This window comes from Rudanella lutea DSM 19387, assembly GCF_000383955.1.
Lineage (GTDB): Bacteria > Bacteroidota > Bacteroidia > Cytophagales > Spirosomataceae > Rudanella > Rudanella lutea.
Window position 1 is genome coordinate 4,472,228 of the sequence record NZ_KB913013.1, and the last position, 25,288, is coordinate 4,497,515.

The 25,288-nt window shown below is 52.1% G+C and carries 21 protein-coding genes; 16 read left to right on the plus strand and 5 right to left on the minus strand.

The features are described 5' to 3' along the window. Positions 1 to 79: 79 nt before the first annotated feature. The gene (locus tag RUDLU_RS0118545) at positions 80 to 772 is read left to right on the plus strand and encodes a DUF421 domain-containing protein (RefSeq protein ID WP_019989912.1); all 693 of its coding nucleotides are present in this window, start codon (positions 80 to 82) and stop codon (positions 770 to 772) included. On the opposite strand, the gene RUDLU_RS0118550 is transcribed toward RUDLU_RS0118545, so the two are convergent. Both RUDLU_RS0118550 and RUDLU_RS0118555 read right to left on the minus strand, forming a co-directional pair. After that, positions 762 to 1,892: a DNA topoisomerase IB gene (locus tag RUDLU_RS0118550; protein WP_019989913.1), complete on the minus strand. Its 1,131-nt coding sequence runs from the start codon at positions 1,890 to 1,892 to the stop codon at positions 762 to 764. The two genes, RUDLU_RS0118545 and RUDLU_RS0118550, sit on opposite strands and share 11 nt — an antisense overlap. A 104-nt stretch (positions 1,893 to 1,996) precedes the next feature. After that, entirely contained in the window at positions 1,997 to 2,572 is a 576-nt protein-coding gene (locus RUDLU_RS0118555; protein ID WP_019989914.1) for a DUF6962 family protein, read from the minus strand. A 128-nt stretch (positions 2,573 to 2,700) separates the two neighbouring features. Here RUDLU_RS0118555 and sucD point away from each other — a divergent pair, with 128 nt between their 5' ends. From sucD to porN, 8 genes are all read left to right on the plus strand, one after another. Then, complete coding sequence (gene sucD / locus RUDLU_RS0118560) at positions 2,701 to 3,579, plus strand: succinate--CoA ligase subunit alpha (RefSeq protein WP_019989915.1); 879 nt, start codon at positions 2,701 to 2,703, stop codon at positions 3,577 to 3,579. Positions 3,580 to 3,586: 7 nt separating this feature from the next. Next, entirely contained in the window at positions 3,587 to 4,831 is a 1,245-nt protein-coding gene (locus tag RUDLU_RS0118565; protein ID WP_245581690.1) for a DUF4271 domain-containing protein, read from the plus strand. A gap of 87 nt (positions 4,832 to 4,918) precedes the next feature. Beyond that, positions 4,919 to 5,701, plus strand: a complete 783-nt coding sequence (locus RUDLU_RS0118570; RefSeq protein ID WP_019989917.1) for a uroporphyrinogen-III synthase — start codon at positions 4,919 to 4,921, stop codon at positions 5,699 to 5,701. A gap of 197 nt (positions 5,702 to 5,898) precedes the next feature. Beyond that, entirely contained in the window at positions 5,899 to 6,861 is a 963-nt protein-coding gene (locus RUDLU_RS0118575) for a PorP/SprF family type IX secretion system membrane protein (protein WP_019989918.1), read from the plus strand. 262 nt (positions 6,862 to 7,123) lie between these two features. Next, a complete protein-coding gene (gene porK, locus RUDLU_RS0118580) occupies positions 7,124 to 8,302 on the plus strand; it encodes a T9SS ring complex lipoprotein PorK/GldK (protein ID WP_027303202.1) in 1,179 nt (392 codons plus the stop codon). 48 nt (positions 8,303 to 8,350) lie between these two features. Next, positions 8,351 to 9,172, plus strand: a complete 822-nt coding sequence (porL, locus tag RUDLU_RS0118585) for a type IX secretion system motor protein PorL/GldL (RefSeq protein ID WP_019989920.1) — start codon at positions 8,351 to 8,353, stop codon at positions 9,170 to 9,172. 120 nt (positions 9,173 to 9,292) lie between these two features. Further along, positions 9,293 to 10,885, plus strand: coding sequence for a type IX secretion system motor protein PorM/GldM (gene porM, locus RUDLU_RS0118590; protein ID WP_027303203.1), 1,593 nt, complete (start codon positions 9,293 to 9,295; stop codon positions 10,883 to 10,885). A 113-nt stretch (positions 10,886 to 10,998) separates the two neighbouring features. Then, on the plus strand, positions 10,999 to 12,072 hold the full coding sequence (gene porN, locus RUDLU_RS0118595) for a type IX secretion system ring subunit PorN/GldN (protein ID WP_019989922.1): 1,074 nt from the start codon (positions 10,999 to 11,001) through the stop codon (positions 12,070 to 12,072). 77 nt (positions 12,073 to 12,149) lie between these two features. Here the strand turns inward: porN and uvrC are convergent, their stop codons facing one another. The 3 genes from uvrC to porW form a co-directional block, all read right to left on the minus strand. Further along, on the minus strand, positions 12,150 to 13,967 hold the full coding sequence (gene uvrC / locus RUDLU_RS0118600) for an excinuclease ABC subunit UvrC (protein WP_019989923.1): 1,818 nt from the start codon (positions 13,965 to 13,967) through the stop codon (positions 12,150 to 12,152). 141 nt (positions 13,968 to 14,108) lie between these two features. After that, positions 14,109 to 16,451: a penicillin-binding protein 1A gene (locus tag RUDLU_RS0118605; RefSeq protein WP_019989924.1), complete on the minus strand. Its 2,343-nt coding sequence runs from the start codon at positions 16,449 to 16,451 to the stop codon at positions 14,109 to 14,111. An 84-nt stretch (positions 16,452 to 16,535) separates the two neighbouring features. Then, positions 16,536 to 18,830, minus strand: coding sequence for a type IX secretion system periplasmic lipoprotein PorW/SprE (porW, locus tag RUDLU_RS0118610; protein WP_027303204.1), 2,295 nt, complete (start codon positions 18,828 to 18,830; stop codon positions 16,536 to 16,538). Positions 18,831 to 19,044: 214 nt separating this feature from the next. Between porW and RUDLU_RS0118615 the strand changes: the two genes are divergently transcribed. The 7 genes from RUDLU_RS0118615 (at position 19,045) to RUDLU_RS0118645 (ending at position 25,287) form a co-directional block, all read left to right on the plus strand. Further along, on the plus strand, positions 19,045 to 19,293 hold the full coding sequence (locus RUDLU_RS0118615; RefSeq protein ID WP_019989926.1) for an AtpZ/AtpI family protein: 249 nt from the start codon (positions 19,045 to 19,047) through the stop codon (positions 19,291 to 19,293). Between the two features lie 84 nt (positions 19,294 to 19,377). Further along, complete coding sequence (locus RUDLU_RS0118620) at positions 19,378 to 19,752, plus strand: hypothetical protein (RefSeq protein ID WP_019989927.1); 375 nt, start codon at positions 19,378 to 19,380, stop codon at positions 19,750 to 19,752. Positions 19,753 to 19,758: 6 nt separating this feature from the next. Continuing rightward, complete coding sequence (gene atpB, locus RUDLU_RS0118625) at positions 19,759 to 20,862, plus strand: F0F1 ATP synthase subunit A (RefSeq protein ID WP_019989928.1); 1,104 nt, start codon at positions 19,759 to 19,761, stop codon at positions 20,860 to 20,862. Between the two features lie 161 nt (positions 20,863 to 21,023). Then, positions 21,024 to 21,281 carry an ATP synthase F0 subunit C gene (gene atpE, locus RUDLU_RS0118630; protein WP_019989929.1) on the plus strand — a complete coding sequence of 86 codons (258 nt, stop codon included), beginning with the start codon at positions 21,024 to 21,026 and terminating at the stop codon, positions 21,279 to 21,281. Positions 21,282 to 21,517: 236 nt separating this feature from the next. Next, on the plus strand, positions 21,518 to 22,012 hold the full coding sequence (gene atpF / locus RUDLU_RS0118635) for a F0F1 ATP synthase subunit B (RefSeq protein WP_019989930.1): 495 nt from the start codon (positions 21,518 to 21,520) through the stop codon (positions 22,010 to 22,012). Positions 22,013 to 22,114: 102 nt separating this feature from the next. Further along, complete coding sequence (gene atpH / locus RUDLU_RS0118640; protein ID WP_019989931.1) at positions 22,115 to 22,654, plus strand: ATP synthase F1 subunit delta; 540 nt, start codon at positions 22,115 to 22,117, stop codon at positions 22,652 to 22,654. A 95-nt stretch (positions 22,655 to 22,749) separates the two neighbouring features. Continuing rightward, positions 22,750 to 25,287 carry a TonB-dependent receptor plug domain-containing protein gene (locus RUDLU_RS0118645; protein ID WP_019989932.1) on the plus strand — a complete coding sequence of 846 codons (2,538 nt, stop codon included), beginning with the start codon at positions 22,750 to 22,752 and terminating at the stop codon, positions 25,285 to 25,287. Position 25,288 lies beyond the last annotated feature (1 nt).

The window sequence follows — 25,288 nt, forward strand, 5'->3', positions numbered from 1 at the left end:
CCACAATGTCCGATTTCTTCAGTCCGGTTACGATTTTTTCGTTTACCCCGTAGGCCGGTGCTAACCTATCGCAGATACCATGAAAGAGCCTGTACAACCCTTCGACTGGCAACGGATTCTTATCCATGATTTTCCGTGGATGTACCTGGGTGAGGTGGCTCTGCGTACGGCCATTATGTTTACGGTGGTGTTGCTAGCCCTGACCATATCGGGTAAGCGATCGGTGAAACAATTATCGGTCTATGAACTGGTATTGCTCATTGGGTTAGGCTCAGCCGCGGGCGATCCTATGTTTTACGACGACGTTCCGTTGAGTACGCCTATTGTTGTGTTTGTGGTCATGATGGGCTGCTACAAAATCATTACCCGCCTGAGCGATAAGAACCGGCGGCTCCGCGAAAGTCTTGAAGGCAAACCCGTGTACGTGATTCAGAACGGATGTATCGAAACCCGCAACTTCGATGAAGAAGATCTCGGGCAAGACGAACTCTTTTCCGAACTGCGGCAGGGCGGTATTGAGCATTTGGGGCAGGTTCGGCTGGCAATTCTGGAGCCAAATGGTCAATTAAGCGTTTTCCGGTCGACGGATGATGCGTGCAGGCCAGGGCTGCCCATTTTACCTCATCTGCTACGGCTCGCAACAGATACGCTTGTGGTACCGGGCCAGTATGCCTGCACAACGTGTGGGCATGTACAGCCGTTTGAAGGGACTGAAAGGCAACCCGCCTGCCAACAGTGTGGCCGGCACCACTGGGTAAAAGCTATGGGCTGACGGTACTGGGTCGGGTGCGGGTTGTGGGGGCTACCGAACGCTTATTGGTTTGCTTGACAATCGTTTTGGCTTGATCGGTCAGGAATTTCAACAGAAGTTTTTCGACGCCATCCAGCCCGTATGGGCTCGTTTGCCGAAACCGGTTTCGGTGTTCGATGTACGGGTTAAGGTCCTGGCACTCGTAGGCTTCCAGAATCTGCGGATGTACGTAATGTTTCCGGCAAACGGTGCGGGTGTTGCCCAGCCGGTGCGACACTTCATCGAGCACGGTGTTTACATTCTTTTTGGCTTCCTTTTCCGTTGTGCAGGGCTCCAGCTCCACCAACAGCCGAAGGGCATTGACGGTACCGGCCCAGGTACGAAAATCCTTCGCTGAAAAGCTATCGCCCATTACCTGCTGTAGGTACTCGTTGACCATACCCGAATCAATACTGCGTCGTTCGCCGGTTTCGTCGAAGTACTGAAAAAGCTCTTTACCGGGAATATCACGGCAGGCTTTCACCAACCGCGACAGCCGTCGGTCGTGCAGCGTAATGTCGTGGTAAATTCCTTTTTTGCCTTTGAAACTGAAACGGAGTTCGGCTCCCTGCATTTTCACATGCCGGTCTTTCAGGGTTGTGAGTCCGTACGAACCGTATTCTTTCTCGTAAGCCGCGTTGCCGATTCGGATCAGGGTATGCTCCATTACGCTCAGGGCAATGGCAATGACTTTATCGCGCGGAAGCCCCGTTTTTTTCAGGTCCTGCTCAATTTGCTGGCGTAGCAGCGGCAGTTTCTGGCCGAATGAAATCATCCGAAAAAACTTGGTTTCGCTCCGAATGGCGTTCCAGTTGGCGTGGTAGCGGTACTGTTTCCGATTTTTTGTATCGATTCCCGTTGCCTGTAAATGGCCGTTGGGTTTAGCGCAGATCCATACGTTTTGCCAGGCTGGGGGTAACGCCATTTTGGTAATTCGGGCGAGCGTAGCCTCATCATCGACGGGTTGGCCATCGGGAGCCAGGTACGTAAACCGGTCGCCTTTCCGTTGCCGCGAAATGCCCGGCATGGTATCGGAGGTGTACTGAAGTTTGGCGGCTTTGGCTGCTTTGACCGGGTCTTCGGCCAGTTCCAGTAAATTCATTCGCGTGTAGTTGTTGAGTGTACCAACTAAACCCCCGCAAGGCAGTGACGGTTTATTTGACCGAGATGTTTCGGGGGCAGGGCATCAGACCTCAACCGCAATACCTACTTCTGCACGGCCTTACCGAACCCCAGTAGCGACAGCGCCAGCATGTAATGATAAAAATCGGTAGGGTGCATCAGTTGCGAAAACGACTCGGCCTTGGTGGCAATAGCCGCCAGCATGACGGCAATCACAATCCAGAGCGCGTTGGGTACCCGGCGCATCAGGCCAAATACACCAAGGAGCATAACCAGTAAAATACCGAGCGATGAAGATACCGGCCGAAATACGCGCACATCGGGCAAGAGCAGCACTACAAACAGGAAAAGGCCCAGTACGAGGGTCATCACAAACGGAATAAGCTTTACCGTTCGGCGCATCACCAGAGCCCAGGTGGCCATCACGACACAAACAATCCCGAGCGTACTGGCCAGCGTTTGCAGGGATTCGTGCAGAGCTTCCAGATTTTCGACACCGGCAAATCGGGCCGTGCCGGCAATGGCTGCCAGCGAAATGGTCAGCAGAAAAAAGCCCCAGAGCAACCGATTGTAAAAAGGCAGGTGACCAAAAAAATGCCAGAAAACACCAACGCCCGTGATGGCCAAAGCCGCGTCGGAAATGACGTGCGAAAGAATCATGCCGAAATGTACAGAAAATAGTCATTGGTCTTTCCGGCTTTCCCTCTACTTTTGCGAGGCTTTTTATTGGTGCTGTTTGAGGTTACGGTCAACGATTCGGCATCTAAAATCAACGATTTACGAGCAACATGAGCGTATTAGTCAACAAGAACTCAAAAGTTATCGTCCAGGGCTTTACTGGTTCGGAGGGTAGTTTCCATGCCCAGCAGATGATGGAATACGGCACCAACGTGGTTGGCGGTGTCACACCCGGCAAAGGAGGACAAACGCACCTCGACCGCCCGGTGTTCAATACCGTACGGGATGCTGTTGAGCAGACCGGCGCCGATGTGTCGATCATTTTTGTGCCCCCCGCTTTCGCGGCCGACGCCATCATGGAGGCTGCCGATGCCGGTATTCAGGTGATTGTATGTATCACCGAGGGCATTCCGACCGAAGATATGGTGATGGCCAAAAATTATCTGGCTGGCAAAACCTGCCGTCTGATCGGGCCAAACTGCCCCGGTGTGATGACGGCCGAAGAGTGCAAGGTTGGGATTATGCCCGGCTTCATTTTCAAGAAAGGTACGGTTGGTATCGTTTCGAAGTCAGGTACACTTACCTACGAAGCCGTTGACCAACTGACCAAAGCGGGTCTGGGCCAAACAACGGCTATTGGTATCGGTGGTGACCCAATTATTGGCACTACGACCAAAGAAGCCGTTGAACTCCTGATGAACGACCCCGAAACAGAAGCCATCGTGATGATTGGTGAAATCGGTGGCGGTATGGAAGCCGAAGCGGCCCGTTGGATTAAGGCTGATGGCAACCGGAAGCCGGTAGTTGGCTTTATTGCTGGCCAAACCGCGCCTAAAGGCCGCCGTATGGGCCACGCTGGTGCTATTGTCGGTGGTGCTGATGATACGGCAGCTGCCAAAATGGCTATCATGCGTGAGTGCGGTATTCACGTAGTGGAGTCACCGGCCCTTATCGGCGAAACCATGCTGAAGGCCCTCGGTAAAAATTAATGAACGAGTGAAAGAGAGAAAGAGCGATGGCCCAATGGGCCGCAAGGTGAAAGAGCAAACACAGAAGACGAACGGATGGATGCGACGTGGTCTTGCTGTACTCGCTCTTTCACTCCTTCACTCCTTCGCTCTTTCGCTTTTTGCGCAAACCACCCGCAATGGCGTTGGCCCTGAGCAACGCTACTATGCCGTACACAGCTTTGCCGACGATTGGCTTGTGTACGATGAGGCTGCCAAGGCCTATGTGCCTTACCTCCCCGAAATTCATGCCGATGCCCCCGCGGTGAGCGCTTCCATTGATCTGGAAAGCAACCGGCATTATCAGCTCCTGCTATATACCGATACCGATTCCTACGTGTTTATCAATGCTGCCCTGAAAAAACAGTTGTTGGGTGGCCGTTGGTACACGTTTTCGATCGACAGTTTGTACAATGCGTACCGGCAACCTCGGGTGCTGCTCTCCATTTATGGGTCGGCCGGCGTGGCTGGCAAGCAGATGATTATGGGGTACCCCAAATCGATTTTGCAGAAGCCGGTGGTACTGAGCGACGACAATCTGAGCGTACGGCCCCGGACTTTTTCGGTCTATCAAAATTTTTTCGGGCTTGGTTTGCTCTTCCTACTGGCTATTCATGCCTTGTTGTTTAGCCTGTACCGGCGGGCGTTTCTGGTGCTGTACGATCCCCGCGATTTATTTGCTCTGCGGGTTCGGGATGAGTCGTTCCTGATTAACCGCCCCCTTAGCCGTACGGTACTCCTGTTTTTGATCAGCCTCAGTTTTGTAATGGGCTATTTGTTTCTGTTTGTACAGAGCCGCAACGTCAACGTGTTCTCGTCGCGTACCTTACTGCTTGATCAACAGAATTTTGGGGCTCTGCTACTGTATTACCTGTTGGTCAGCGTGCTGGTATTTCTGTCCTTTCTGGGCAAATATTTGATGTTGCAGGTGGTTGGGAGCCTGTACCGGTTCGAGAGTGTGGTCAATATCCACTTCTTCAAAGTAGTCCAGTCATCACTACTGTTCTTCACGGCCATTGGCTTTCTGGCGGCTATTGTCATTTTCAACGGCCCTGCCATCGAAAACCTCACGAATTACCTGCTAATCCCGTTTACGGTCTTCTACCTGGTGCGGTTAGTACTTTTGTATTTGGTTATACGAGCTCAGGCACCTATCAAAAGTCTTTATTTAATTTCGTACCTTTGCATCGTTGAATTAGTGCCCTTGCTAATTGGTGTGCGGTTTGCACTGTAAGGTTTTCCTTCTTTTATCAAGTCAACCGCAATGCATCAGGAGGCTTGCTGGCATCTAAGCTTCGAATCGTATAACGAGGTTTATTCAATGAACGAAACAAGCACCCAGCAATCAGAAAATCGGTTAACGAAGGTTTCGAGCGTCTTAGTTACTCAATCCAGACCTGACGAAAAATCTCCTTATTTCGACTTAGCCAGCAAGTACAACCTTACCATAGACTTCCGACCATTTATCCAAATCCAGGGCGTATCGTACAAAGATTTCCGTAAACAAAAGATCAATATTCTCGATCACACGGCCATTATTTTCACGAGCCGTAACGCGATTGATCACTTTTTCCGTATCTGCCAGGAAGGACGGGTTGAGGTACCTGCCGACATGAAGTACTTCTGTATTTCGGAGCAGACGGCCAACTACCTCCAGAAGTATATTGTGATTCGGAAGCGGAAAATCTTCACCGGTACCAAAACGGCGGCCGAACTGATGGAAATTATCAAGAAGCATAAAACAGAGAAGTTTTTGTTTCCGTGTTCCAATATTCGCCGAAACGATATTCCGGAGTTTATGGATACAAGTGCGCTGCACTTTACCGAAGCGGTCATGTACGAAACGGTACCCACTGACCTGTCGGACCTGGATATTAAGTCGTTTGACATTATCGCTTTCTTCAGCCCGTCGGGGGTAACTTCGCTGTTTAGCAATTTCCCTGATTTCCAGCAGAATGGAACCCGGATGGCGGCTTTTGGCCCCACAACGGCCAAAGCAATCAAAGAAGCGGGCCTGACGCTCGACATCGAAGCTCCGCTACCCAACGCACCCTCGATGAACGGTGCTCTGGAATTGTATATCAAAAAAGCCAACAATCTGTAGGCTCGGTAAGTTAGCATAGGAGGTCAGGCGTTTGCGTCTGACCTCTTTTTTGTTTCAATATTTTCTGTCTATACTGCGTTTAGATTAAAAGTCATTTATTGACAACGGCTCGTAGCTGAGGGGCAGAACCTGCCAGTTGCGGGCAACCGGGAATAACCAGTGATCAATTGACCTAGAAACTTTACACGGCCAGCTTTATGGGGCGCATTGTTTACGCATTACTATCACTGCTTTTGTTGGGCACAAGCGGGTTTGTGCACGCCCAAAATGACCCTCAGTTTAGCATGTATATGTTCAACCCGCTGTATTATAACCCGGCGGGGGCAGGGTCGGAGGGAGTGCCGCGTTTTCAGTTGGTGCACCGTACCCAGTGGGCCGGTTATCAGCCAACCATTACCGACAATGGCGGAGGGCCAAGCACCCAACTGTTCTCGTTTAACATGCCTCTGGATAAAATTAAAGGAGGAGTTGGCATTTACGCAATGAACGACCGGCTTGGGCCGGCTATCAATCAGGCTGTACAGGTTTCATACGCGTACCGGATGGCCTTAAAAAATGGCACATTGGCGGTAGGGGTACAGGCAGGCTTGTATAACCGAGGTTTTGATTTTGGTCAGTTTCGCCCCAACGAGCCCGATCCGTTACTTCAGCAGGGCCGTATTACGCAGGCCCGGCCCGACCTGGGCGCTGGCGTTTATTACAATACGGTCGATTATTGGGTGGGCGTAAGTGTTCTGCATATTAACCAACCGGCATTTCGGCTCGGTACCGACCGTCTGGTAGTGCCTCAGGAGCGGACTGCGTATTTGACGGCCGGTTATCGGCTTGGTTTTGGCTATGATCTTGATCTTCAGCCGTCGGTTTTAGTAGCTATGGCTACACCAACGACTAAGACGGCCATTTCTGCCAATATTCTGGCTACCTATCAGCAACGGTACTGGGCTGGCCTGGGCTACCGCGTTGGTGATGCGCTAATGGCCACGGTAGGCGTAAGTTTGCTTCGGAACAATGCCCTACGCTTTGGGTATGCGTTTGACTTTACCACTAATACCTACGCAAACAAAGCTCCTACCTCCCACGAAATTTTGCTTAGTTACTCATTACCTCCAATCGATGCCCGTAAAAAGCCTATTATTCGTACCCCGCGTTTCCGGTATTGAAAATACGGCTAATAGGTAAGTAGACTTGCTTAAATCGGCTCAGATAGACAAATTGGCCCTATTATTGTTAGGCTGTTTGCAGGGAGGATAGTAATTTTGAGGGATTGACCCTTGATAATGACCTTGTTTTTATCTGTTTTTAATTGGTAAATAGTACCCGAAGTCTAATTTTTTCGCCTGTACGGCATAACAATACAATAACCGAACGGATTTTCGTTTTTAGTTCGGTCTTGCACAAGAAGAAAATAAGTACGCTACTGACATGAAGTACACCTGGTTTACAGTAAACGCAACCCGAGGGGCAATGGTCGCGGCTGTGGTTCTGCTAATGCAGAGTTGCGGTTTTGTTAAGTCTAAATTTGGCGGAAGAGGGGGTAAAGACGGTGGTGACGTTGGTGTAATCAATGGTGAGATTACTGCTGACAAAGGCCGTAAAGGTTGGAAGCAAACTACGCCCTACGGCATGGTGCTCGTTCCCTCAGGCTCGTTCATTATGGGTCAGGCCGACGAAGACGTGGCCGCTACCCAGATTAACATGAACCGTCGGGTAACGATCAGCTCGTTCTATATGGACGATACCGAGGTTACCAACCACGAGTACCGCCAGTACGTCAACGCACTCCTGACCGATTCGGTATCGACCATCGGCGAGGAGGAAATCATGGCAAAATTTTATCCGGATACGGCCGTTTGGAAAAACGACTTCACGTATCACAACGGCGACCCGATGCTGGAATACTATTATGGTCACCCAGCCTTTGACACCTACCCGGTGGTGGGTGTAAGCTGGCAGGCGGCTCAACATTTCTGCTCGTGGCGCACCAACGTGTACAACGACTTCCGGACTAAAGAAGGTCAGTTTGTGTCGCCCCGTTTCCGGTTGCCTTCTGAGGCCGAGTGGGAGTGGGCTGCACGGGGCGGTAAGCAAGGAGCCAAATACCCCTGGGGTAACCCATATGTGGCAAACGGCAAGGGTTGCTACTTGGCTAACTTTAAGCCTCAGCGCGGCAACTTCGATGCAGACGGCTATCCGTACACAGCCCCGGCAAATGCCTACAACGCCAATGATTACGGTCTGTACAACATGGCCGGTAACGTAGCTGAGTGGTGCCGCGATGCATACGCTGATAACTCAAACGCCATTGTTTGGGATATGAACCCGGACAACCAGAATGCCGACGAGCCGCGTAAAGTAGTTCGGGGTGGTTCATGGAAAGATATTGCCTACTATCTGGAAACCGGTACGCGGTACTACGAGTACGAGAACGCCAAGCGGTCGTATATCGGATTCCGTTGCGTAATGGACAACCTCGAAGGGCGGACCGCATCGATGCGGGGTGGCCGGAGCGGTGGCTCACGCAGCAAAGCAACCAAAGCCAGCAGCAGCAGCCGGGGGAGCAAAAGCAGCCGGGGTGGCCGTGGCAACAACAGCAAAGCTTAATTCGTAATCACAAAAACAGTTCACCATACGCTTTAATTAGCCCATCTTATGGCAGCAGGAAAGAGAGTCAATTTTTTCTGGGATCGTCTCGTACCAACCATTTATAGTGCCGGAGCCGCAGTCGTAGTACTTGGGGCCATGGCTAAGATTCAACACATTACGTCGCTGGGCTGGCTTCTGACGGCCGGTCTGATTATCGAGGCTGTTATCTTCGCTTTGTATGCTATGCAGAGCTTCCTGTTCCCTGCCGCTGGTGTCGACTATGAGTGGGAGCGGGTTTATCCTGAGCTGGCCGACGACTACAAAGGTGAACCTCGTAAGGCCGCCGTTGCTGTTCCGCAGGCCAATGGTCTGACGGCCAACATGGATCAAATGTTGGCACAGGCTAAGGTAACGCCAGATATTTTTGAAAAACTGGGCACGGGCTTCCGCACGCTGTCTGATTCAGTGTCAAAAATGAAGGATCTGACGGATGCTACCGTAGCGACCAACGAGTACGCCCGGAACGTGAAAACAGCCTCGCAGTCGATCGGTGAAATGAACAAGTCGTACGGTACAGCTATCACAGCTATGAACTCGATGGCTGATGCAACCACCGACGCCAAAGACTACCGCGATCAGTTCCAGAAGGTAACCAAAAATATGGGTGCCCTGAATGCGGTGTACGAACTGGAGTTGCAGGATACAAACAAACACCTGAAGGCAATGAACGCCTTCTATGGCAGCCTGACCTCCGCTATGGAGAATATGGCCGACGCCAGCCGCGATACGCAGCAGTTCAAAAACGAGCTGGCCAAACTGACGGGCAACCTGTCGTCACTGAACAATGTGTACGGCAGCATGCTCACAGCTATGCGCGGTAATCAATAAAAGGATGCATGTGTCAGGTTGGGGTGTTGGCACGGTCGCAGATCGGTGCAACTCGCCAACCTGACAACACGGCAACTTTGTACTAACTCTACAACTCTTTAATTATCACTACCCCACATTATGGCAGGTGGCAAAGAAACACCCCGTCAGAAGATGATCGGGATGATGTACCTGGTTTTGACCGCGTTGCTTGCCCTGCAGGTGACATCGGCCATTCTGGAGAAATTCATCCTGATCAATAACAGTCTGGAGCAATCGACGGGGGCTATAAATCAGGTTAACGACGCTACAATCAAAAATATCCGGGCTACGGTTGAGAAGTCTGGAAATCGCCCCGCCGATGTAGCGGTCATCCGGCAGGCCGAAGAAGTCCGTAAGATGGCATCAGAAATGATCAGCCAGATTGACGGTCTGAAACAACGTCTGATTGAAGAAGCAGGCGGTGGTCTTGATGAAACGGGCAATATCAAAAACGCCAGTGAAGAAGAAAAAGTAGCTCAGATCATGGTGGGCCCTAACCGCAATGGTGAAGCCTATGCCCTGAAAAACCAGCTGAACGGCTTTGTTACGAATCTGAGCAAGTACACCAATGCGAAGTTTGCGCCCCTGGCGGTTGATGGTAAAGATGATGCCATTGCCAGCCGGTCAGCCGAACAGCGTCGGAAAGATTTTGCTGAACTAAACTTCGCCCAGACGCCCGTACCGGCCGCTTTGGCCGTTTTGAGCCAGAAACAGTCGGAGGTACGTCGTATTGAAGGCGAAACACTGGAAGTACTGGCTTCGAAAGTGGGTGCAGCCGACGTGAAGTTCGATAAGATCATGGCCATGCTGAGCATGGAATCGAAGGTGGTGGTTGCGGGTACGAAGTTCAAAGGTGAGATGTTCCTGGCGGCTTCATCGTCGGGTATTCAACCCCGGATGAGTCTCAGCGGTGCACCTGTCCGGATGGACAATGGCCGCGGGGTTATCGAGTTTACGGCCCAGGGTGGTGCTTACGATAAAAATGGTTTGGCCCGCCGGGTCCTGACAGGTTCGATCTCGTACAATGCACCCGATGGCACCTCGAAAACAGTGCCGCTGCAAGCTGAGTACTTTGTAGCCAAGCCAACGTATCAGGTTGAGACAGGTACGCTGCCTCCGCTCTATCTGGGTTGTGCCAATAAACTGAGCATTCAGAGCCCGCAGTTGGGCGCCCTCTGGAACCCCAGCATTACGGCTTCGGGTGCCGATGTGATCAACAGTGGTGAGAAAGGTAAAGTAACGGTGGTGCCAAGCGCACAAAGTGTAGCCATCAACATCAGCAACGGGGGTAACCTGTTGGGTACTGAGAAATTCCGGGTAAACCGGGTTCCCAAACCGACGCTGGAATACTATGTCGGTGGTTCGAAAGTCGATGAGCGCCGAGGTATGTCGGCTTCCGCTGTGCGGAGTATCCGGGTAGTGGCTGTACCAGACGAAAGCTTCAAAAACTTCAACCCCGAAGATGCCGTCTTCCGGGTAACGGGCTTCACGGTGAACCTGGCCCGCGGTAATCGCCGGGTAGGTGCTGTTACGTTAGGGCCCGGTGGTGGGTCAATTGGTAGCCTGGCTGCTGAAGCGCAACCCGGTGACCGTTACGTGATAGAGGTAGAAGGCGTGCAGCGGCAGAACTTCCGGGGCCAAGTAAGCGATGTAAACATGGGTCGTCCGATTTACAACATTCCGTTGAACTAAATAATCTGGCCCGTTAAGCGTTATATAGTTAGAATAAGCCGATAATGGCACGGTTTTGTTAGTCAGACAGATAGCCGTGCCATTATTGTGAAAAGTAAACCTTAGAAGCAGACATGAATCAACCGAAAAACATGCGGTTCGGCGTGGGCGCAGTAGCCATCTTGCTGCTGGCTGGTGGGAGTGCGGTAGCGCAGGAGAAGGCCAGTACGGGCGCGAATCCAATGTCGGTTCGACCCATCAACGACAATGACATCATGATGAAGAAAACCCTTTGGCGTCGGATCGACCTGAAGGAGAAGCAGAATCAATCGATGTTTTCGAAGAATAACGAGATTTCTAAGTACCTGATGGAAGCCGTTAAGTCGGGTCTGCTGGTGGCTTATGAAAACGATTCGACGCGTACGCCCATGACACCCGATAAGTTTCAGCAGAAGATTCTGATGCCGAACTCCGGGGGCGGATTGTCGAAAGAAGAAATTGAGGCCGGTTTCGGTCAGGAGGGTGCCGCCAATGCGAATGACGGTTGGGGCGCACCCGCTAAAAAAGATGCGCCGAAGGCAGCTGCCAAAACAACTGACGATGGCTGGGGGGCTCCGGCACCCAAAAAGAAAGCAGAACCTGTTGATGATGGCTGGGGGGCTCCCGCTCCCAAGAAGAAGGCAGTAGCCTCGTCGAAAAAAGGAGCAAAAGGTAAAGCAACCAAACCGGCTCCGGCTACGGTGGTGGCTGCGGCTCCGGTTGATACGGTAAAAGCAGCGCCGGCTTTTCAAGGCGATGAGTACTTTGCTCGTGACCTGAACATTCTGGAGATCAAAGAAGACTGGATTTTCGATCGCAAGCGTTCACGGTTGTACTACGATATCCAAACGGTGACACTTTACCTGCCTGCCGACAAGAACCCGGCCGGTCTGGAAGTACCTGTAGCGTCGTTCAAATATGCTGATCTGGACAAACTGTTCCGTTCGGATCCGAAGAAATTTGTGTGGTACAACCCGCAAAATCAGGCCCAGCATAAAAACCTGGCCGACGCATTTGATCTTCGTTTGTTCTACGGCCGTATTACCAAAGTATCGAACCCCGAAGACAAAGATCTTGTGGGCGTTTACGGTGATCGTGAAGGCTTGTTGAAGTCAATTCAGACCGAGCACGAGCTGATGGAGATGGAACACGGTTTGTGGGAATACTAAGCCAAACAGACTTAAACAGAAAAAGCCCGGTCGAAAGGCCGGGCTTTTTCTGTTTGATGATGAACTCCGTATTGGCGCTATGTATTTTCGATTCCTTCAAAATACTCCTTTACCTTCCTGGCTTTGTCGGCCCCAACGACTTCGGCAATTTGCTCAATGGGAGCCTCCCGAATCTTTTTGACGCCTTTGAAGTAAGTCAGTAAGCGGGCGGCTGTTTTCTTGCCGATACCCTCGATATTTTCCAATTCGCTGATCAGGCTATTCCGACTCCGTTTGTCACGATGGTATGTGATGGCAAACCGGTGCGCTTCGTCGCGGATGCGTTGAATTAGCTTGAGCGATTCGGACTTTTTATCGATGTAGAGCGGTAGGCTGTCTTCTGGAAAATAGATCTCTTCGAGCCGCTTGGCAATGCCAATAATCGGTACTTTGCCGTACAAGTCAAGCGCTTTGAGAGCATCGCAGGCGGCACTAAGCTGCCCTTTGCCACCGTCAATCACAATCAGGTCGGGTAGGCCTGTTTGCTCATCCAGCACACGGCTATACCGGCGGGTTACCACCTCGTGCATACTGGCAAAGTCGTTGGGTCCCACCACGGTTTTGATCGAAAAGTGGCGGTACTCCTTATTGGCTGGTTTACCATCTATGAAACAAACCATAGCCGAGACCGGGTTTGTACCCTGAATGTTAGAGTTATCGAAACACTCGATACGCCGGGGTAGCGACTTTAGCTGAAGATCCTGTTTCAGTTTGATCAGAACCCGATCTTTCTTACTCGCGCTCGCCGTGGCTTCGGCCGCTGCCCGGTCCTGACGCTCGCGCCGGAAATAGAGCACGTTTTTGAGCGACATATCGAGCAGTTTCTTCTTATCACCGATCTGCGGAATCGTGATTTCAGCTTTGAGATCTACATCGAGCGGAATATTGGTCATTATTTCCTTGGCCGTGCTGCCGTACTGCCCGCGGAACTCCACAATCATCATGGCCAGAATGTCGGCATCGGTTTCATCGAGTTTCTTCTTCACCTCCACCGTATGGGTCTGGATAATAGTCCCATTGACGACCTTCATAAAGTTGACGTACGCACAGTTTTCGTCGGAGGCAATGGTAAACACGTCGGCGTCGGCAATTTTGGGGTTCACCACCGTCGATTTGCTCTGGAAACGCTGCAATACATCCATCTTGTCTTTGTATTGCTGGGCCTGCTCAAACGCCAGGGTTTCGGCTGCTTCAACCATCCGGTTGCGGAAATACTCCTGTGCGGGTTTTAGCTGCCCTTTCAGAATCGAGTGTACCTGCTCAATGTCGCGGTCATAATCGGGCTCTGACTGTTTGCCTTCGCAGGGGCCTTTGCAGTTGCCGATGTGGTACTCCAGGCAGACTTTGAACTTGCCCGCTTCGATGTTTTCCTGAGTCAGGTTATAGTTGCAGGTGCGGATCGTGAACAACTGGCTGAACATTTCCAGCACGGTGTACATCGGCTTCAGATTAGCGTAAGGCCCGTAGAAAGTGCCCAGTTTCCGGTCGATGCGCCGGGTGGTAATTACGCGCGGAAACGGCTCGTTAGTTACGCAAATGAAGGGGTACGTTTTATCGTCGCGTAACAAAATGTTGTACTTCGGCAGGTACCGCTTAATCAGCTGATTTTCGAGCAGGAGGGCGTCAAATTCGGTGTGTACAATCGTGAACTCGATTTTCCGAATCTGACTGACGAGCCGCAGTGTTTTCCGGTCGTGTTGCCGCGAGTTGGTAAAATAGCTGCTAACCCGGTTGCGCAGGTCTTTGGCTTTTCCCACGTAAATCACCTCACCCGTAGCGTCGAAATACCGATAGACACCTGGCTCGTGCGGAATCCGGGCCAGCTCGGTTTTATAGTCGAATTGAGGATTAGCCATTGCTTATCAACAAAAAGTAAAACAGAACGCGGATGACGCAGATTGGGCAGATTAGCACAGATTTCTGATGAATTACTGTGTAAATTTCCCTTATCCGCGTTATCCGCGTGCCATTGTTTAACGGCCCTCAGGTCAAAAAAGTTACTGCAAAATGCCCTCCTCTTCCTGTGTGGTTACCTTGGGCGGAATGTACCGTTGCGTAGAGTCGATGTAGTAGCCACCGCAGTCGATTTTGTACTTGTCGGGCTTGCGAAACCGTTCGGGTTTGTAGCGGGTCAGGGTAGGGTCTTTGTACACGCGCTGCATATACAAGGCCCAGGCGGGCATGGCCACACGAGCGCCCTGCCCGTATTCGATATTTCGGAAGTGGATACTCCGGTCGTCGCCCCCCACCCAAAGGCCCGAAACCAGATTCTGGGTCATACCCATAAACCAGCCGTCGGAATAGTTGGATGTAGTACCGGTTTTGGCGGCAATTTCGTTGCCCCCGTCGAGGAGCTTGTACTGGCTTCGTAGCCGGGCCGAGGTTCCGTTGGGTTCTTCTACGGCCCCGCGCATGAGGTACAGCATATCGTACGCCCGCGACGCGTTGATTTCCTGATTCGCCAACGGACCAAAGCTGGCCAATACGTTGCCGTCTTTATCCCGAATATCCAGAATGAGCAGGGGTTTTACCCGGTAGCCCCCGTTAGCAAATGCGCAATAGGCGCCTACCATTTCAAACACCGTCACATCGCTCGTACCCAGGCAAAGTGTGGGGTTGGCTGTGAGGGGGCTTTGAATGCCCAGCCGTTTGGCATAGTCGACTACGGTTTCAGATTTGGTTTTCTTGATCAACTGGGCGCTCACCGTATTGATCGACTGACCGAGTGCTTCGCGGAGCGACAGGCTCCGGTAGCTGTATTTGCCATTTGAGTTTTTAGGTGTCCAGGCTGGGCCGCCGTTGTTGTCTTCGCCCCGCGCAAACGTGGTGGGCTGATCGGTAAACTGGTCGCAGGGGGTTATGAACGCTTTGTCGATGGCGGCCAGGTACACAAACGGCTTGAATGTTGAGCCCGGTTGCCGACGGCTCTGCCGCACGTGGTCAAACTTCATGTACTTGAAGTTGATACCGCCCACCCAGGCCTTTACCTGCCCGGTATTGGGGTCCATCGACATAAATCCCACGTTGAGAAGTCGCTTGTAATAGCGGATAGAGTCGAGCGGGCTGAGGGTAGTGTCTTTTTCGTTTTTCTTGCCCCCGTACGTGAACACTTTCATTTTTACCGGCTTCCGCATCTCGCGCCAGATGGCTTCCTTATCGTCGCCGTACTCTTTCACGAGGCTTTTGTACCGGGCTGTACGTTTGGCAACCTGCTCAATGAAGCCTGGTATTTCAACAAACTTGTCTGTCCGCTCATCTTTCTTAACCCAGGGGTTGCGGCCCCGCCAGTGTTCGTAAAATTTACGTTGCTGATCGCGCATGTGCTCCATCACACTGGCCTCGGCATAAGCCTGCATCCGTGAATCGATCGATGTACGTATTTTGAGGCCGCTGCTGTACAGGTCAAGCTCGGTGCCGTTATTTTCGTTGTACTCTTTGATCCAGCGCTGCAGGTCATCTTTGATAACCGCCCGAAAGTAAGCAGCCATACCGGTATTCTGGTTCTCGACGCTAAAATCCAGTTTAAGCGGTTTCTCGCGATACGTAGCAAACTGGGCATCGGTCAGAAATCCATACTTTTTCATCTGGCCCAGTACCACATTTCGCCGTTGAATGGCCCGTTCTTCGTGGGTGCGTGGGTTATACAACGATGGGTTCTGGAGCATACCGACCAGCAGCGCGCCTTCTTCCACGTTCAGTTGCCACGGCTCTTTACCAAAATACGTTTTGGTTGCCGTTTTGATCCCGTACGTGTTGTTGCCAAACGAAACGGTGTTCAGGTACATCATCAGGATTTCCTGCTTCGTATAGTTTCGTTCGAGCCGCACGGCCAGAATCCACTCTTTTGTTTTTGAAATCACCGTGCTCACCAGCGGAATATGTCCGAGCCAGCCCCGGTATTTTTCGGCCCGGGTTTCAAACAGGTTTTTGGCCGTTTGCTGGGTGAGCGTACTGCCGCCCCCTTTCCCACCAAAGGGTAAAATACCCGAAATCGCCCGGAACAAGGAGCGCGGGTCGATGCCCGAGTGGCGGGTAAACCGGGCGTCCTCGGTGGCAATGAGTGCCGAAATTACATTGGGCGATACCTGTGTAATTTCGATGGGCGTTCGGTTTTCGGTGTAATACTTGCCCAGAATGACGCCATCCTCCGAATACAGTTCTGACGCTACCTCGCTCTGTGGGTTTTCGAGCGCTTTGAGGCTGGGCATACCGCCAAACAGCCAGAGGAAATTGTAGCTGACCGCAAAAATGTAGAAAACGAGTAACGCCAGGCCAATCAACGCATAGCGCCAGAGTCGTTTGATAAGGGTTCTGTACGGGCCAGAAGCAAGTTCGAGCATAGTTTTCGTAGGGTTAGTGGCAGTGGGCAGTATTTATTCGCAATCAGACAACTAAAGAAATTGCCTACTGCCAATGCCCACTGCTTATTTTCTCTTAGCCGTGGCCTGGTCGGCGGCTGTTTGCAATTCCTTCACGTGCGGAATCAGCGTACTGGCCGGGTAGTCGCGGATAAAATCGGCTAACGCCTGACGATAGGGCTCCGTTCCCTGTACCCGACCAATGAGCATGGCCCGCAGTAAGGCAAACTTATCCTCAATTTGCGAACCGGCAAACTGATTCAGGGCCGTTTCGGCACGGGCAAGGCCTTCGGTCAGGTTACCCGTCTGGTACAGATAGTACACATCGGCGTAAAGTTTCTGCGCCTGTGCTTCGGCCCCGGAGCTGACACCCGCACCGTTGCCCGCAGCTATTTTACCAGCAAGCCGCGCATAGGATGTATTCGGAAATTCGGCGAGTAGCTTGTCTTTCCAGGTCGATGTGCGCCCCAACTGATCGTTGGAAACCGACAGGAGATAGTACACTTCGGGTTTCTGGAGGGTATTGGGGTAGCGCGTCAGCAACTGCTCAAAGGTCGAGATAGCATCGGCTGGCTGATTAAACTGAAATTTGTACAGCTTCCCTAGCCGGTACAGGGCATTTTCGACACGACCATTCGATTGTGCCAGGGCTGCAGGTGTCAGTGGGAGTTGCGCTTTCATCGCTTCCAGCCGACTGCCTACACCATTGGCGCGGCTACCCACGGCGGTGCCGCCTACAGTTGGGGTACCGGCAGCTGCATTCAACGCATCGGCCCGGGTCGGCAGGGGCGCGTTGGGGTTGATCGTACCCGCTGGTGCTGCACCATCGACGGGGCTATTTTCGGCCGCCACCGCCCGCGTTGCATCCTTGTTACTCCGGCGCCAGTCGTCTTCCAGCGGGCGGTTTCCCCAGGTACTCGTAAAATCCTGAAGGCCCTGCGTAATCCGGACGGGGTTGTACAGATACCAGCGGTCGTTGGGGGCGAGGTTGGAATTGGTAGCTCCCGGCTGCGACACCCCAGCCACGGTAGGTGTGCCGGTTGCTTTTTCGATTACCTGACGGGCTAGTTCAGCCTGTTGGGCGTCGCGTTTGTCCTGCTCCTGCATGGCCTTGTTGAGGGCCTGTGTGAGTGCTTCGGGCGAGAGTCGCGCCAGTTGTTGCAGGCTGTCTTCGGTCCGAATGGTGTTTCGATAGCTCACGTATTCGTCCAGCGACTTTTTACGGGTCTGAATACTCGCGTAATCGGCCGACTGCTGCGGCAGCAACGCCAGGGCGCTGTCGTAATACATCTGAGCATTGACAAAATCTCCCTTCTTCTCGAAATAGAGCTTGCCCATTTCGAGGTACGTGTACGGAACCTGCTCGGTATTGGTGGTGGTAGCCGCCACCGACTGACGGTACAGACGAATTGCCTCATCGTAGCGGCCCCGACGGGCTTCGAGCAGGCCCATGGTGTAATAAACTTTGTCTTTCAGGTCGGCATTTTTGCGGTCGCTCAGCATCTGCTCAAACGACTGGCCGAGTCTGTTTTTGCCCCCGCTGCCCTGAATCAGATAGATGTTGGCGTAAAACTCCTGTTCGTAGGCGGGGCGGTTCCGAAGCACATCGGCATAGTGCTCGTACGCCTTGGCTGTTTGACCGGCAAGGTCGTATAGCTGCCCGGCAATCAGATGCAGACGAGCCGTCGATTCTTCTTTCTTGAGCAACGGAAACGTGGCATCCAGTATGGCAGCGGCCACGGCGGGTTCGCCCTTGCGTTGGTGCAAATACGCTTTGGTCAGGTAGTAATCGCGGGTGTTGTCTTTACTGAGAGGTTGTACCCGCAGGTATTCGGCCACATTGAGGCCATTGTTGTAGTCGCCTGCTTCTACGTACGCCCGCATCAGGTTAACGAGCGCCGTGTGCTTGTCGTCTTCATTGGTACCTTTGGTGTTCACGTACTTGAACACCTCGATGGCGTTGGGCAGATCCTGCTTCAGTAAACGGGCTTTGCCGATGACGATGTACGCATCGTCGAGCCATTTGCTGTTCTGATGCCGCTCCGCTACGAGCGACGCTTTTTTGATCGCTTCATCGAGAAACGGCTTTACCGGCTCATTAGTGATTGAGTCAACCGGTAACAAGACGGGGAGAATCTGGTTATAATTTTCCTTACGGTTTTTGTAGAGGGCAATTTCGGCCTGCCGAAGCTGATCCTGTGCAATAAAATACGCGTTGTAGTGAGCCGTAAGGTTATGATAGGCCTTACTCATGGGCCGATTGCTGTATTGCGAACAGGCACTAAGGCCGGCAAGCAGCCCTAAACAGGTGGCCCAGCCCAGCAGGCTATTGGCAGAGTCTTGGCGACGGAATTGAAGCATTGTTGATAATGAACCGATGAATAGCGAATAACCAGCAGGAAGCCTCCTCATTGGAAACTATGCATCATTCATTTTGCATTATATATCTTACATGACGCTTGCCCCCTTTGGGCATGGCAAACTAACCTTCTAACGCTGACGGGGTAGGTAGCATTATTTAATATGTGCCAAATTACAAAAAAGAGACCAAACCCCCAGTTGGTACCCGTTCATCATGGAAAATAAGCCCGGCTCAACCGATCCCAAAACCCGCTTCGACAAGGCCAACCGCAAGGTCACGTCGTACACGCAGTATAGCAGCATTGCGTTTCAAATGCTCGGCACCATTGGCCTGGGTGTATGGGGTGGTATGAAACTCGACGAATGGCAGGGCAATCGGCTTCCCGTCTGGACCATTGTGCTGGCATTGACGGCCATTGGAGCGTCACTGTATTTGTTTATTAAAGGCTTACCTAAAGAATAGCTCGCAAAAGCGGTATCAGGGAGTGGTTGTACAAAATCCCGTTCTCCCTTTTACCTTCTCCCTTTCCTACGTTTTTACCCCCATATGCTTCGATCAATACTGTTTACCCTCATTCTGGCTTTTGTATTTTTCATAGCTGAACGGTTTGGTTATATCCGTTTTATTCATCCGCTTTGGAAGGTCATTCTGCTCTTTTACCTCAGTTTGTCGTTTCTAATGCACCGTTTAGTAGAACTTGGAAATCAGGAAAAAGGCGAGCGATTTATTCCTTTTTATATGGGTTTTACGGTGGCTCGGCTGGTGTTGAGTGTAGCCTTTGTGGGTTTTTTCGTGTATCAGGGTGTTGAGAACAAGCGCATCTTCATCTTCGACTTTCTTGTACTATATATATTTTACACCGCTTTTGAAATCTACGGATTGAGTCGTAAATTGCGACGCGATTTGAAAGACCGCCTTTGATTTCATATGATGCGTCGCTTATTTAATAGATTTTTCGTTGTTACTTCTCTGTTTCTGAGCTCGTTTGGTTTAGCTACGGCTCAGGAGCACACGCTCGACGGTCAGGAGACACACCAGGAGCAAAAAGAAAAATTCAATGTGGGCGAAATGATTATGCACCACATTCGCGACGACCGGGGCTGGGAATTCGCTCACGGTGTCACGCTCCCCCTGCCTGTTATTCTGTACACTGCCGACCGCGGCCTGGAGGTCTTCTCGTCGTCGCACCTGAATCACGGTGAGGTGTATAATAATTACAAGTCGGAGCACGGTCACCTGTACCGCGTAAACGAAGCGGGCGAGCCGCTCAAAGACGTAAAAGTGTACGATTTCTCGATCACCAAAAACGTAGCTTCGTTGATGCTAAGCGCCATTCTGCTGATTCTGATTTTCCGGTCGGTAGCGGGTGGATACGTGAGAAACAAAGGCAAAGCTCCAAAGGGTTTGCAATCGTTCCTGGAGCCGATCGTGATGTTCGTTCGTGACGAGATCGCCAAGCCGAACCTGGGACATCATTACGAAAAATATTTGCCCTACCTACTGACGTTGTTCTTCTTTATCCTGATCAACAACCTGCTGGGTCTGTTGCCGGGTGGAGCCAACCTGACCGGTAACATCGCCGTAACGCTTGTACTGGCCGTTATTACGTTCTTCGTGGTAAACCTGAACGGTAACAAGCACTACTGGGCTCACCTTGTAAAGCCAACGGGTGTACCCGTGGCTCTGCTGCCCATTATGATCCCGGTTGAAATTGTGGGTGTGTTCATGAAGCCGTTCTCGTTGATGGTCCGGTTGTTTGCCAACATCACGGCGGGTCACATCATCATCCTGAGCTTGATTTCGCTTATTTTCATTGCCAATAATCTGGGCGGCTCGGCAACGGGTTGGGGGATCAGCTTGATCGTGGCTCCGTTTACGATCTTCATGAACCTGATCGAATTGCTGGTTGCCTTCCTGCAAGCCTTTATCTTCACCCTGCTCACGTCGATGTACATCGGCAGCGCGATTGAAGATCACCATGAAGCCGATCACGGCATCGGGTACGAAGGTCCTGGTGAAGAAATCGGGTAATTCAATCGTCAGTGAACAGCTAACAACGAGTAACAGCACAGTAATTAGGGTAGCTCGTTGTGGGCATAAGTGGATCAAGATCATGGTCAATTGTTCACTGATCGTTGTAAGTTGAGATTCGCATTCTTTTGTTTCTTTTTTCATAATAAATTCAAAATCAGATGTTAGCGTTTTTGCTCTCAATCTTGTTGGAAGCTACGGGTAGCGTAGCCGTAATGGGTGCCGCAGTAGGTGCTGGTCTGGCCGCTATTGGTGCTGGTCTGGGTATCGGTCGTATCGGTGGCAGCGCGATGGAAGGTATCGCTCGTCAGCCAGAAGCGGCTGGTCGTATCCAAACGGCTATGTTGATCATCGCGGCTCTTATCGAAGCCGTGGCCCTGTTCGCTGCCGTAATCTGTCTGCTGGTTGCTCTGGCGTAATCGCTGAGCAGCAGCACGCGCATTAGCGCAGCTTTTCGCTCACGTATTAGGCAAGAGCGCACGAAAAGCAACCCGTTTTCTGGAAAGTCCCCGTAGTTTGAGGTTGTCGGCTGCGGGGGCTTCCTAACAAAAGAATGCTCCTCAGAACTTTGCAGTCTGCTGTTTACAGTTTTTGGTTTATCTGTAAGGCAGCCCCAACTGTAAACCGTAAACAGAAAACATAAAAACGTCCGGAAATGGATTTACTTACCCCCGATATCGGCCTGTTGTTTTGGCAGATTGTCATCTTCGGTGCCCTGTTCTTTATCCTGTCTAAGTTTGCGTGGAAGCCAATCACGCAGAGCCTCAAAGAGCGCGAAACCAATATTCAGAGTGCCCTCGATCTGGCGGAGAAAACCCGTCAGGAAATGGCCCTTTTGAAAGCTGATAACGAGAAACTGCTGGCTGAAGCTCGTTCGGAGCGCGAAAGCATTCTTCGGGGTGCCAAAGAAGCCGCTGACCGTCTGGTTGCCGATGCCCAGCAGAAGGCTCAGGTTGAAGCCAATCGGATTCTGGAGCAGGCCCGCGAGTCGATGCAGAATGAGCGTCAGGCGCTGGTGACGTCGATGAAGAAAGAGGTAGTTACCCTCTCTCTCGACATTGCCGAGAAAGTACTGCGTCGCGAACTGGCTGACCAATCAGCACAGGAGAAACTGGTACAGGATTTAGTAGCAAACTCACGGCTCAATTAAAATAGTTTACAGTGTAGCGTTTACAGTTTTCAGTTCGCTCATGCCTTCAACGGCTAAACACAACTGTCGACTGAAAACCGAAAACTGAAAACTGCTAACGATATGGCAGTAGCAACCGTTGCATACCGATACGCCAAGTCCCTGCTGGATCTGGCACGGGAGAAAGACCTTGTAGCAGACATCCACAAGGATATGCTGTTTTTCAAGAAGACCGTGGACGATAGCCGTCCGCTGGCCTTGATGCTGAAGAACCCGATCATCCGCGTGAGCAAGAAAGACGCTGTTCTGCGGACGATCTTCAAGGACAAGCTGAACCCAATGACAATGAGCTTCATTGACATTGCTGTTCGGAAAAACCGCGAGGGGATTCTGGAAAATATAGCTGATGAGTTTATCCGTTTGTACGACGGTATGAAAGGAATTGAGCGGGCTACGGTGATTACCACCACCCCGCTTACCGACGAACTGCGGACGAAGTTTAAAGAGATGGTAGCCAAAACAACCGGCGGCCAACTGATTGAACTGACCGAGAAAATTAATCCGAAGCTGATTGGCGGGTATGTTCTCCAACTCGGCGATCGGCAGGTAGATGCCTCGGTTCGAAGCCAACTGAACGACTTGAAACTCTCGTTTCTGAATTAATAGAAAAGCCCCGGTCATCACGTCCGGGGCTTTTTATTGGTAGTTCAGCTATTCAGGGTTAACTTGAGCCTTGCCCTTGCCCGGCCGCTCAGGTTATGTTATCCCTCTGCCCAATCCTCTATTTACTGGCTGCCCCTTCCGACACACTCCCCGCGCTTGACTCGCTGCGGACCCGGCAGCTAAATGAGGTGGTAGTATCGGCCTCGCGTGTACCCGAAAATGTGCTCCGCTCACCTGTAAGCGTAGAGGTACTCGATGAACGAACCATTCGCAAATCGGCCCAACTGTCATATTACGACGCTATCGAGAACCTTAAAGGGGTTCAGTTGCTCACACCCAGCTTAGGATTTAAGGTTTACAACACCCGCGGGTTTGCCAACACGACCAATGTGCGGTTTGTGCAGCTTGTTGATGGACGTGATAATCAGGCTCCGCATATTGGGGCACCCATTGCGGGCGCGTTGGCTCCGTCGGACCTCGATATCAGTCGGGTTGAAATTATGGCCGGAACCGCTTCGGCTCTGTACGGCCTTAATGCCCTCAATGGCCTTGTCAACCTCATCACCAAAGATCCATTTGAATCACCCGGCCTGACCGTAAGCCAGAAAACAGGCGCAAACCATGTGGGTAGCGCGGGTGTCGGGACTAAACTTTACAGCGAAAGCAGCATTCGGTATGCTAAGGTTTTGGGAAGTCGGCTCGCTTTTAAAGCCAATCTGGTGTACCAGACAGGGTACGATTGGGTGGCTAACAACCGTACCGACCTAAACCCCAGTGCCAATCAATCGCTGGGCTTGACCGGCCCGGAACAACCGGCTCAGGATCCTGTAAATTCATACGGCAACGAATCGCCCAACCGGCGCACCCTCCGGCTTGATGGTCGTAACGTGGTAGTAGCCCGAACGGGGTATTACGAAAGCGAAGTGACCGATTATCGGTTGCGACACCTCCGGGGCGACCTAACTGTGCAATACCGGTTTAAGCCGCAAACAAGTCTGAGCTACACGTATCAGGGTGCCTTGCTCGATAATGTTTATCAGCGTACCAACCGGTTTCGGCTGGACAATTACGGACTGAGTCAGCACAGCCTGACGTTTGCCTCGCCCACGCTCCAGATTCGGGCGTACCGTACAGGTGAGAATACCGGAAACTCGTACAACATTCGGTCGATGGCTGAAAACATCGACCGGGCTTTCCAGTCGGATAACGCCTGGTTCGGACAGTTTTCGGCTCAGTTTGCCGCCAGTCGACAGCAGGGAGCGTCGTTGCCGGTTGCGCTGGCACAGGCTCGTGCACAAGCCGATGCCGGTCGACCGCAGCCCGGAACGGCACGATTCGAGGCCTTACTCGATTCGTTGGGACATATCAATAACTGGGATATTGGGGCTGCTCTGCGGGTGCGGTCGTGGTTGTACCATGCCGAGGCTCAGTTTGAACCCACGCGCGGCCCGTGGGCGGCTTTCCAAAAACAGACCGGTATCGATTTGCTCGTGGGCATGGAGTACCGGCAATTCGTTCTGTTTCCTGACGGCAATTATTTCATTAATCCCGAAGCCCCCGGCCAGAATCTGACGTACTCGAAGATTGGGGGATTTGTGCAGGCCAATCGCCTGTTTCTCGATAATCGGCTCAAATTGACGGGCTCCGTCAGGCTCGACAAAAACAAGTATTTTGAGCCCCGGCTGAACCCTCGGGTGGCCGCCGTTTTCTCGCCAAACGACAGGCATCATGTACGGCTGTCGTACCAGAATGGGTACCGGTTCCCGTCGCTGTTCGAAGCGTTTTCCAACGTCAACTCAGGTGGTGTAAAACGCGTGGGCGGGCTGCCATTGCTTTCGGCGGGTGTGTTTGAGCGGTCGTACTTCCGAACGTCGATAGATGCGTTTGGGGCCGCGATCAATACCGACGTGAACACCAACGGACTGACTACCGCGCAGGCTATTGACCGTAACAAAGGGTTGCTGAAACCAAATACGTACACCTACATTAAACCGGAGCAGGTCAATAGTATTGAGAGCGGGTACAAAGGGCTTTGGTTTGGGGGGCGCTTACAGCTCGACGTGGATCTGTACTATACCCGATACCGCAACTTCATGGCGCAGGTCGAGGCCAATATCCCGAAAGGCAACAACCCCGACTCGGTGGCGTATTACCTCGCCGACCGAACTAAACAGGACCGCTACCGGCTCTGGACCAACTCGCGTTCGGTAGTGCATACCTACGGGGGCAGTGCCGGTGTGCGCTACGCGCTGGCGGGTGGCCGTACGGGTTGGGCCATAGCGGGCAATGCCGCTTACGCCCAACTGAATCGCACCGAACAGGGCGACGGCCTCGAAGAGGGTTTCAACACGCCCCGCTGGATTACCAACCTGAGCCTGTCGAAAGTAGGGCTGGTCGGGTTTGCGGTGAACTACAAGTACCAAACAGCTTTTCTGTGGCAGTCGGCACTGGCAACGGGTACGGTACCTGCCATTCACACCGTAGATGCACAGATCAACGCGCGGCTCAAAGGGCTTGTGCTGAAGCTGGGAGCCACCAATTTGCTCAACCGCTCGTATTACTCGTTTCTGGCTGGCCCGGCAGTGGGTGGATTTTATTATCTCTCACTGACGTACGACGCGCTCACCCGATGAG

What these genes read in the sequence shown, in the direction of transcription:
- RUDLU_RS0118545 (WP_019989912.1), top strand. Translation starts at nt 80, where the DNA reads ATGAAAGAGCCTGTACAACCCTTCGACTGGCAACGGATTCTTATCCAT.
- RUDLU_RS0118550 (WP_019989913.1), bottom strand. Translation starts at nt 1,892, where the DNA reads ATGAATTTACTGGAACTGGCCGAAGACCCGGTCAAAGCAGCCAAAGCC.
- RUDLU_RS0118555 (WP_019989914.1), bottom strand. Translation starts at nt 2,572, where the DNA reads ATGATTCTTTCGCACGTCATTTCCGACGCGGCTTTGGCCATCACGGGC.
- sucD (WP_019989915.1), top strand. Translation starts at nt 2,701, where the DNA reads ATGAGCGTATTAGTCAACAAGAACTCAAAAGTTATCGTCCAGGGCTTT.
- RUDLU_RS0118570 (WP_019989917.1), top strand. Translation starts at nt 4,919, where the DNA reads ATGAACGAAACAAGCACCCAGCAATCAGAAAATCGGTTAACGAAGGTT.
- RUDLU_RS0118575 (WP_019989918.1), top strand. Translation starts at nt 5,899, where the DNA reads ATGGGGCGCATTGTTTACGCATTACTATCACTGCTTTTGTTGGGCACA.
- porK (WP_027303202.1), top strand. Translation starts at nt 7,124, where the DNA reads ATGAAGTACACCTGGTTTACAGTAAACGCAACCCGAGGGGCAATGGTC.
- porL (WP_019989920.1), top strand. Translation starts at nt 8,351, where the DNA reads ATGGCAGCAGGAAAGAGAGTCAATTTTTTCTGGGATCGTCTCGTACCA.
- porM (WP_027303203.1), top strand. Translation starts at nt 9,293, where the DNA reads ATGGCAGGTGGCAAAGAAACACCCCGTCAGAAGATGATCGGGATGATG.
- porN (WP_019989922.1), top strand. Translation starts at nt 10,999, where the DNA reads ATGAATCAACCGAAAAACATGCGGTTCGGCGTGGGCGCAGTAGCCATC.
- uvrC (WP_019989923.1), bottom strand. Translation starts at nt 13,967, where the DNA reads ATGGCTAATCCTCAATTCGACTATAAAACCGAGCTGGCCCGGATTCCG.
- RUDLU_RS0118605 (WP_019989924.1), bottom strand. Translation starts at nt 16,451, where the DNA reads ATGCTCGAACTTGCTTCTGGCCCGTACAGAACCCTTATCAAACGACTC.
- porW (WP_027303204.1), bottom strand. Translation starts at nt 18,830, where the DNA reads ATGCTTCAATTCCGTCGCCAAGACTCTGCCAATAGCCTGCTGGGCTGG.
- RUDLU_RS0118615 (WP_019989926.1), top strand. Translation starts at nt 19,045, where the DNA reads ATGGAAAATAAGCCCGGCTCAACCGATCCCAAAACCCGCTTCGACAAG.
- RUDLU_RS0118620 (WP_019989927.1), top strand. Translation starts at nt 19,378, where the DNA reads ATGCTTCGATCAATACTGTTTACCCTCATTCTGGCTTTTGTATTTTTC.
- atpB (WP_019989928.1), top strand. Translation starts at nt 19,759, where the DNA reads ATGATGCGTCGCTTATTTAATAGATTTTTCGTTGTTACTTCTCTGTTT.
- atpE (WP_019989929.1), top strand. Translation starts at nt 21,024, where the DNA reads ATGTTAGCGTTTTTGCTCTCAATCTTGTTGGAAGCTACGGGTAGCGTA.
- atpF (WP_019989930.1), top strand. Translation starts at nt 21,518, where the DNA reads ATGGATTTACTTACCCCCGATATCGGCCTGTTGTTTTGGCAGATTGTC.
- atpH (WP_019989931.1), top strand. Translation starts at nt 22,115, where the DNA reads ATGGCAGTAGCAACCGTTGCATACCGATACGCCAAGTCCCTGCTGGAT.
- RUDLU_RS0118645 (WP_019989932.1), top strand. Translation starts at nt 22,750, where the DNA reads ATGTTATCCCTCTGCCCAATCCTCTATTTACTGGCTGCCCCTTCCGAC.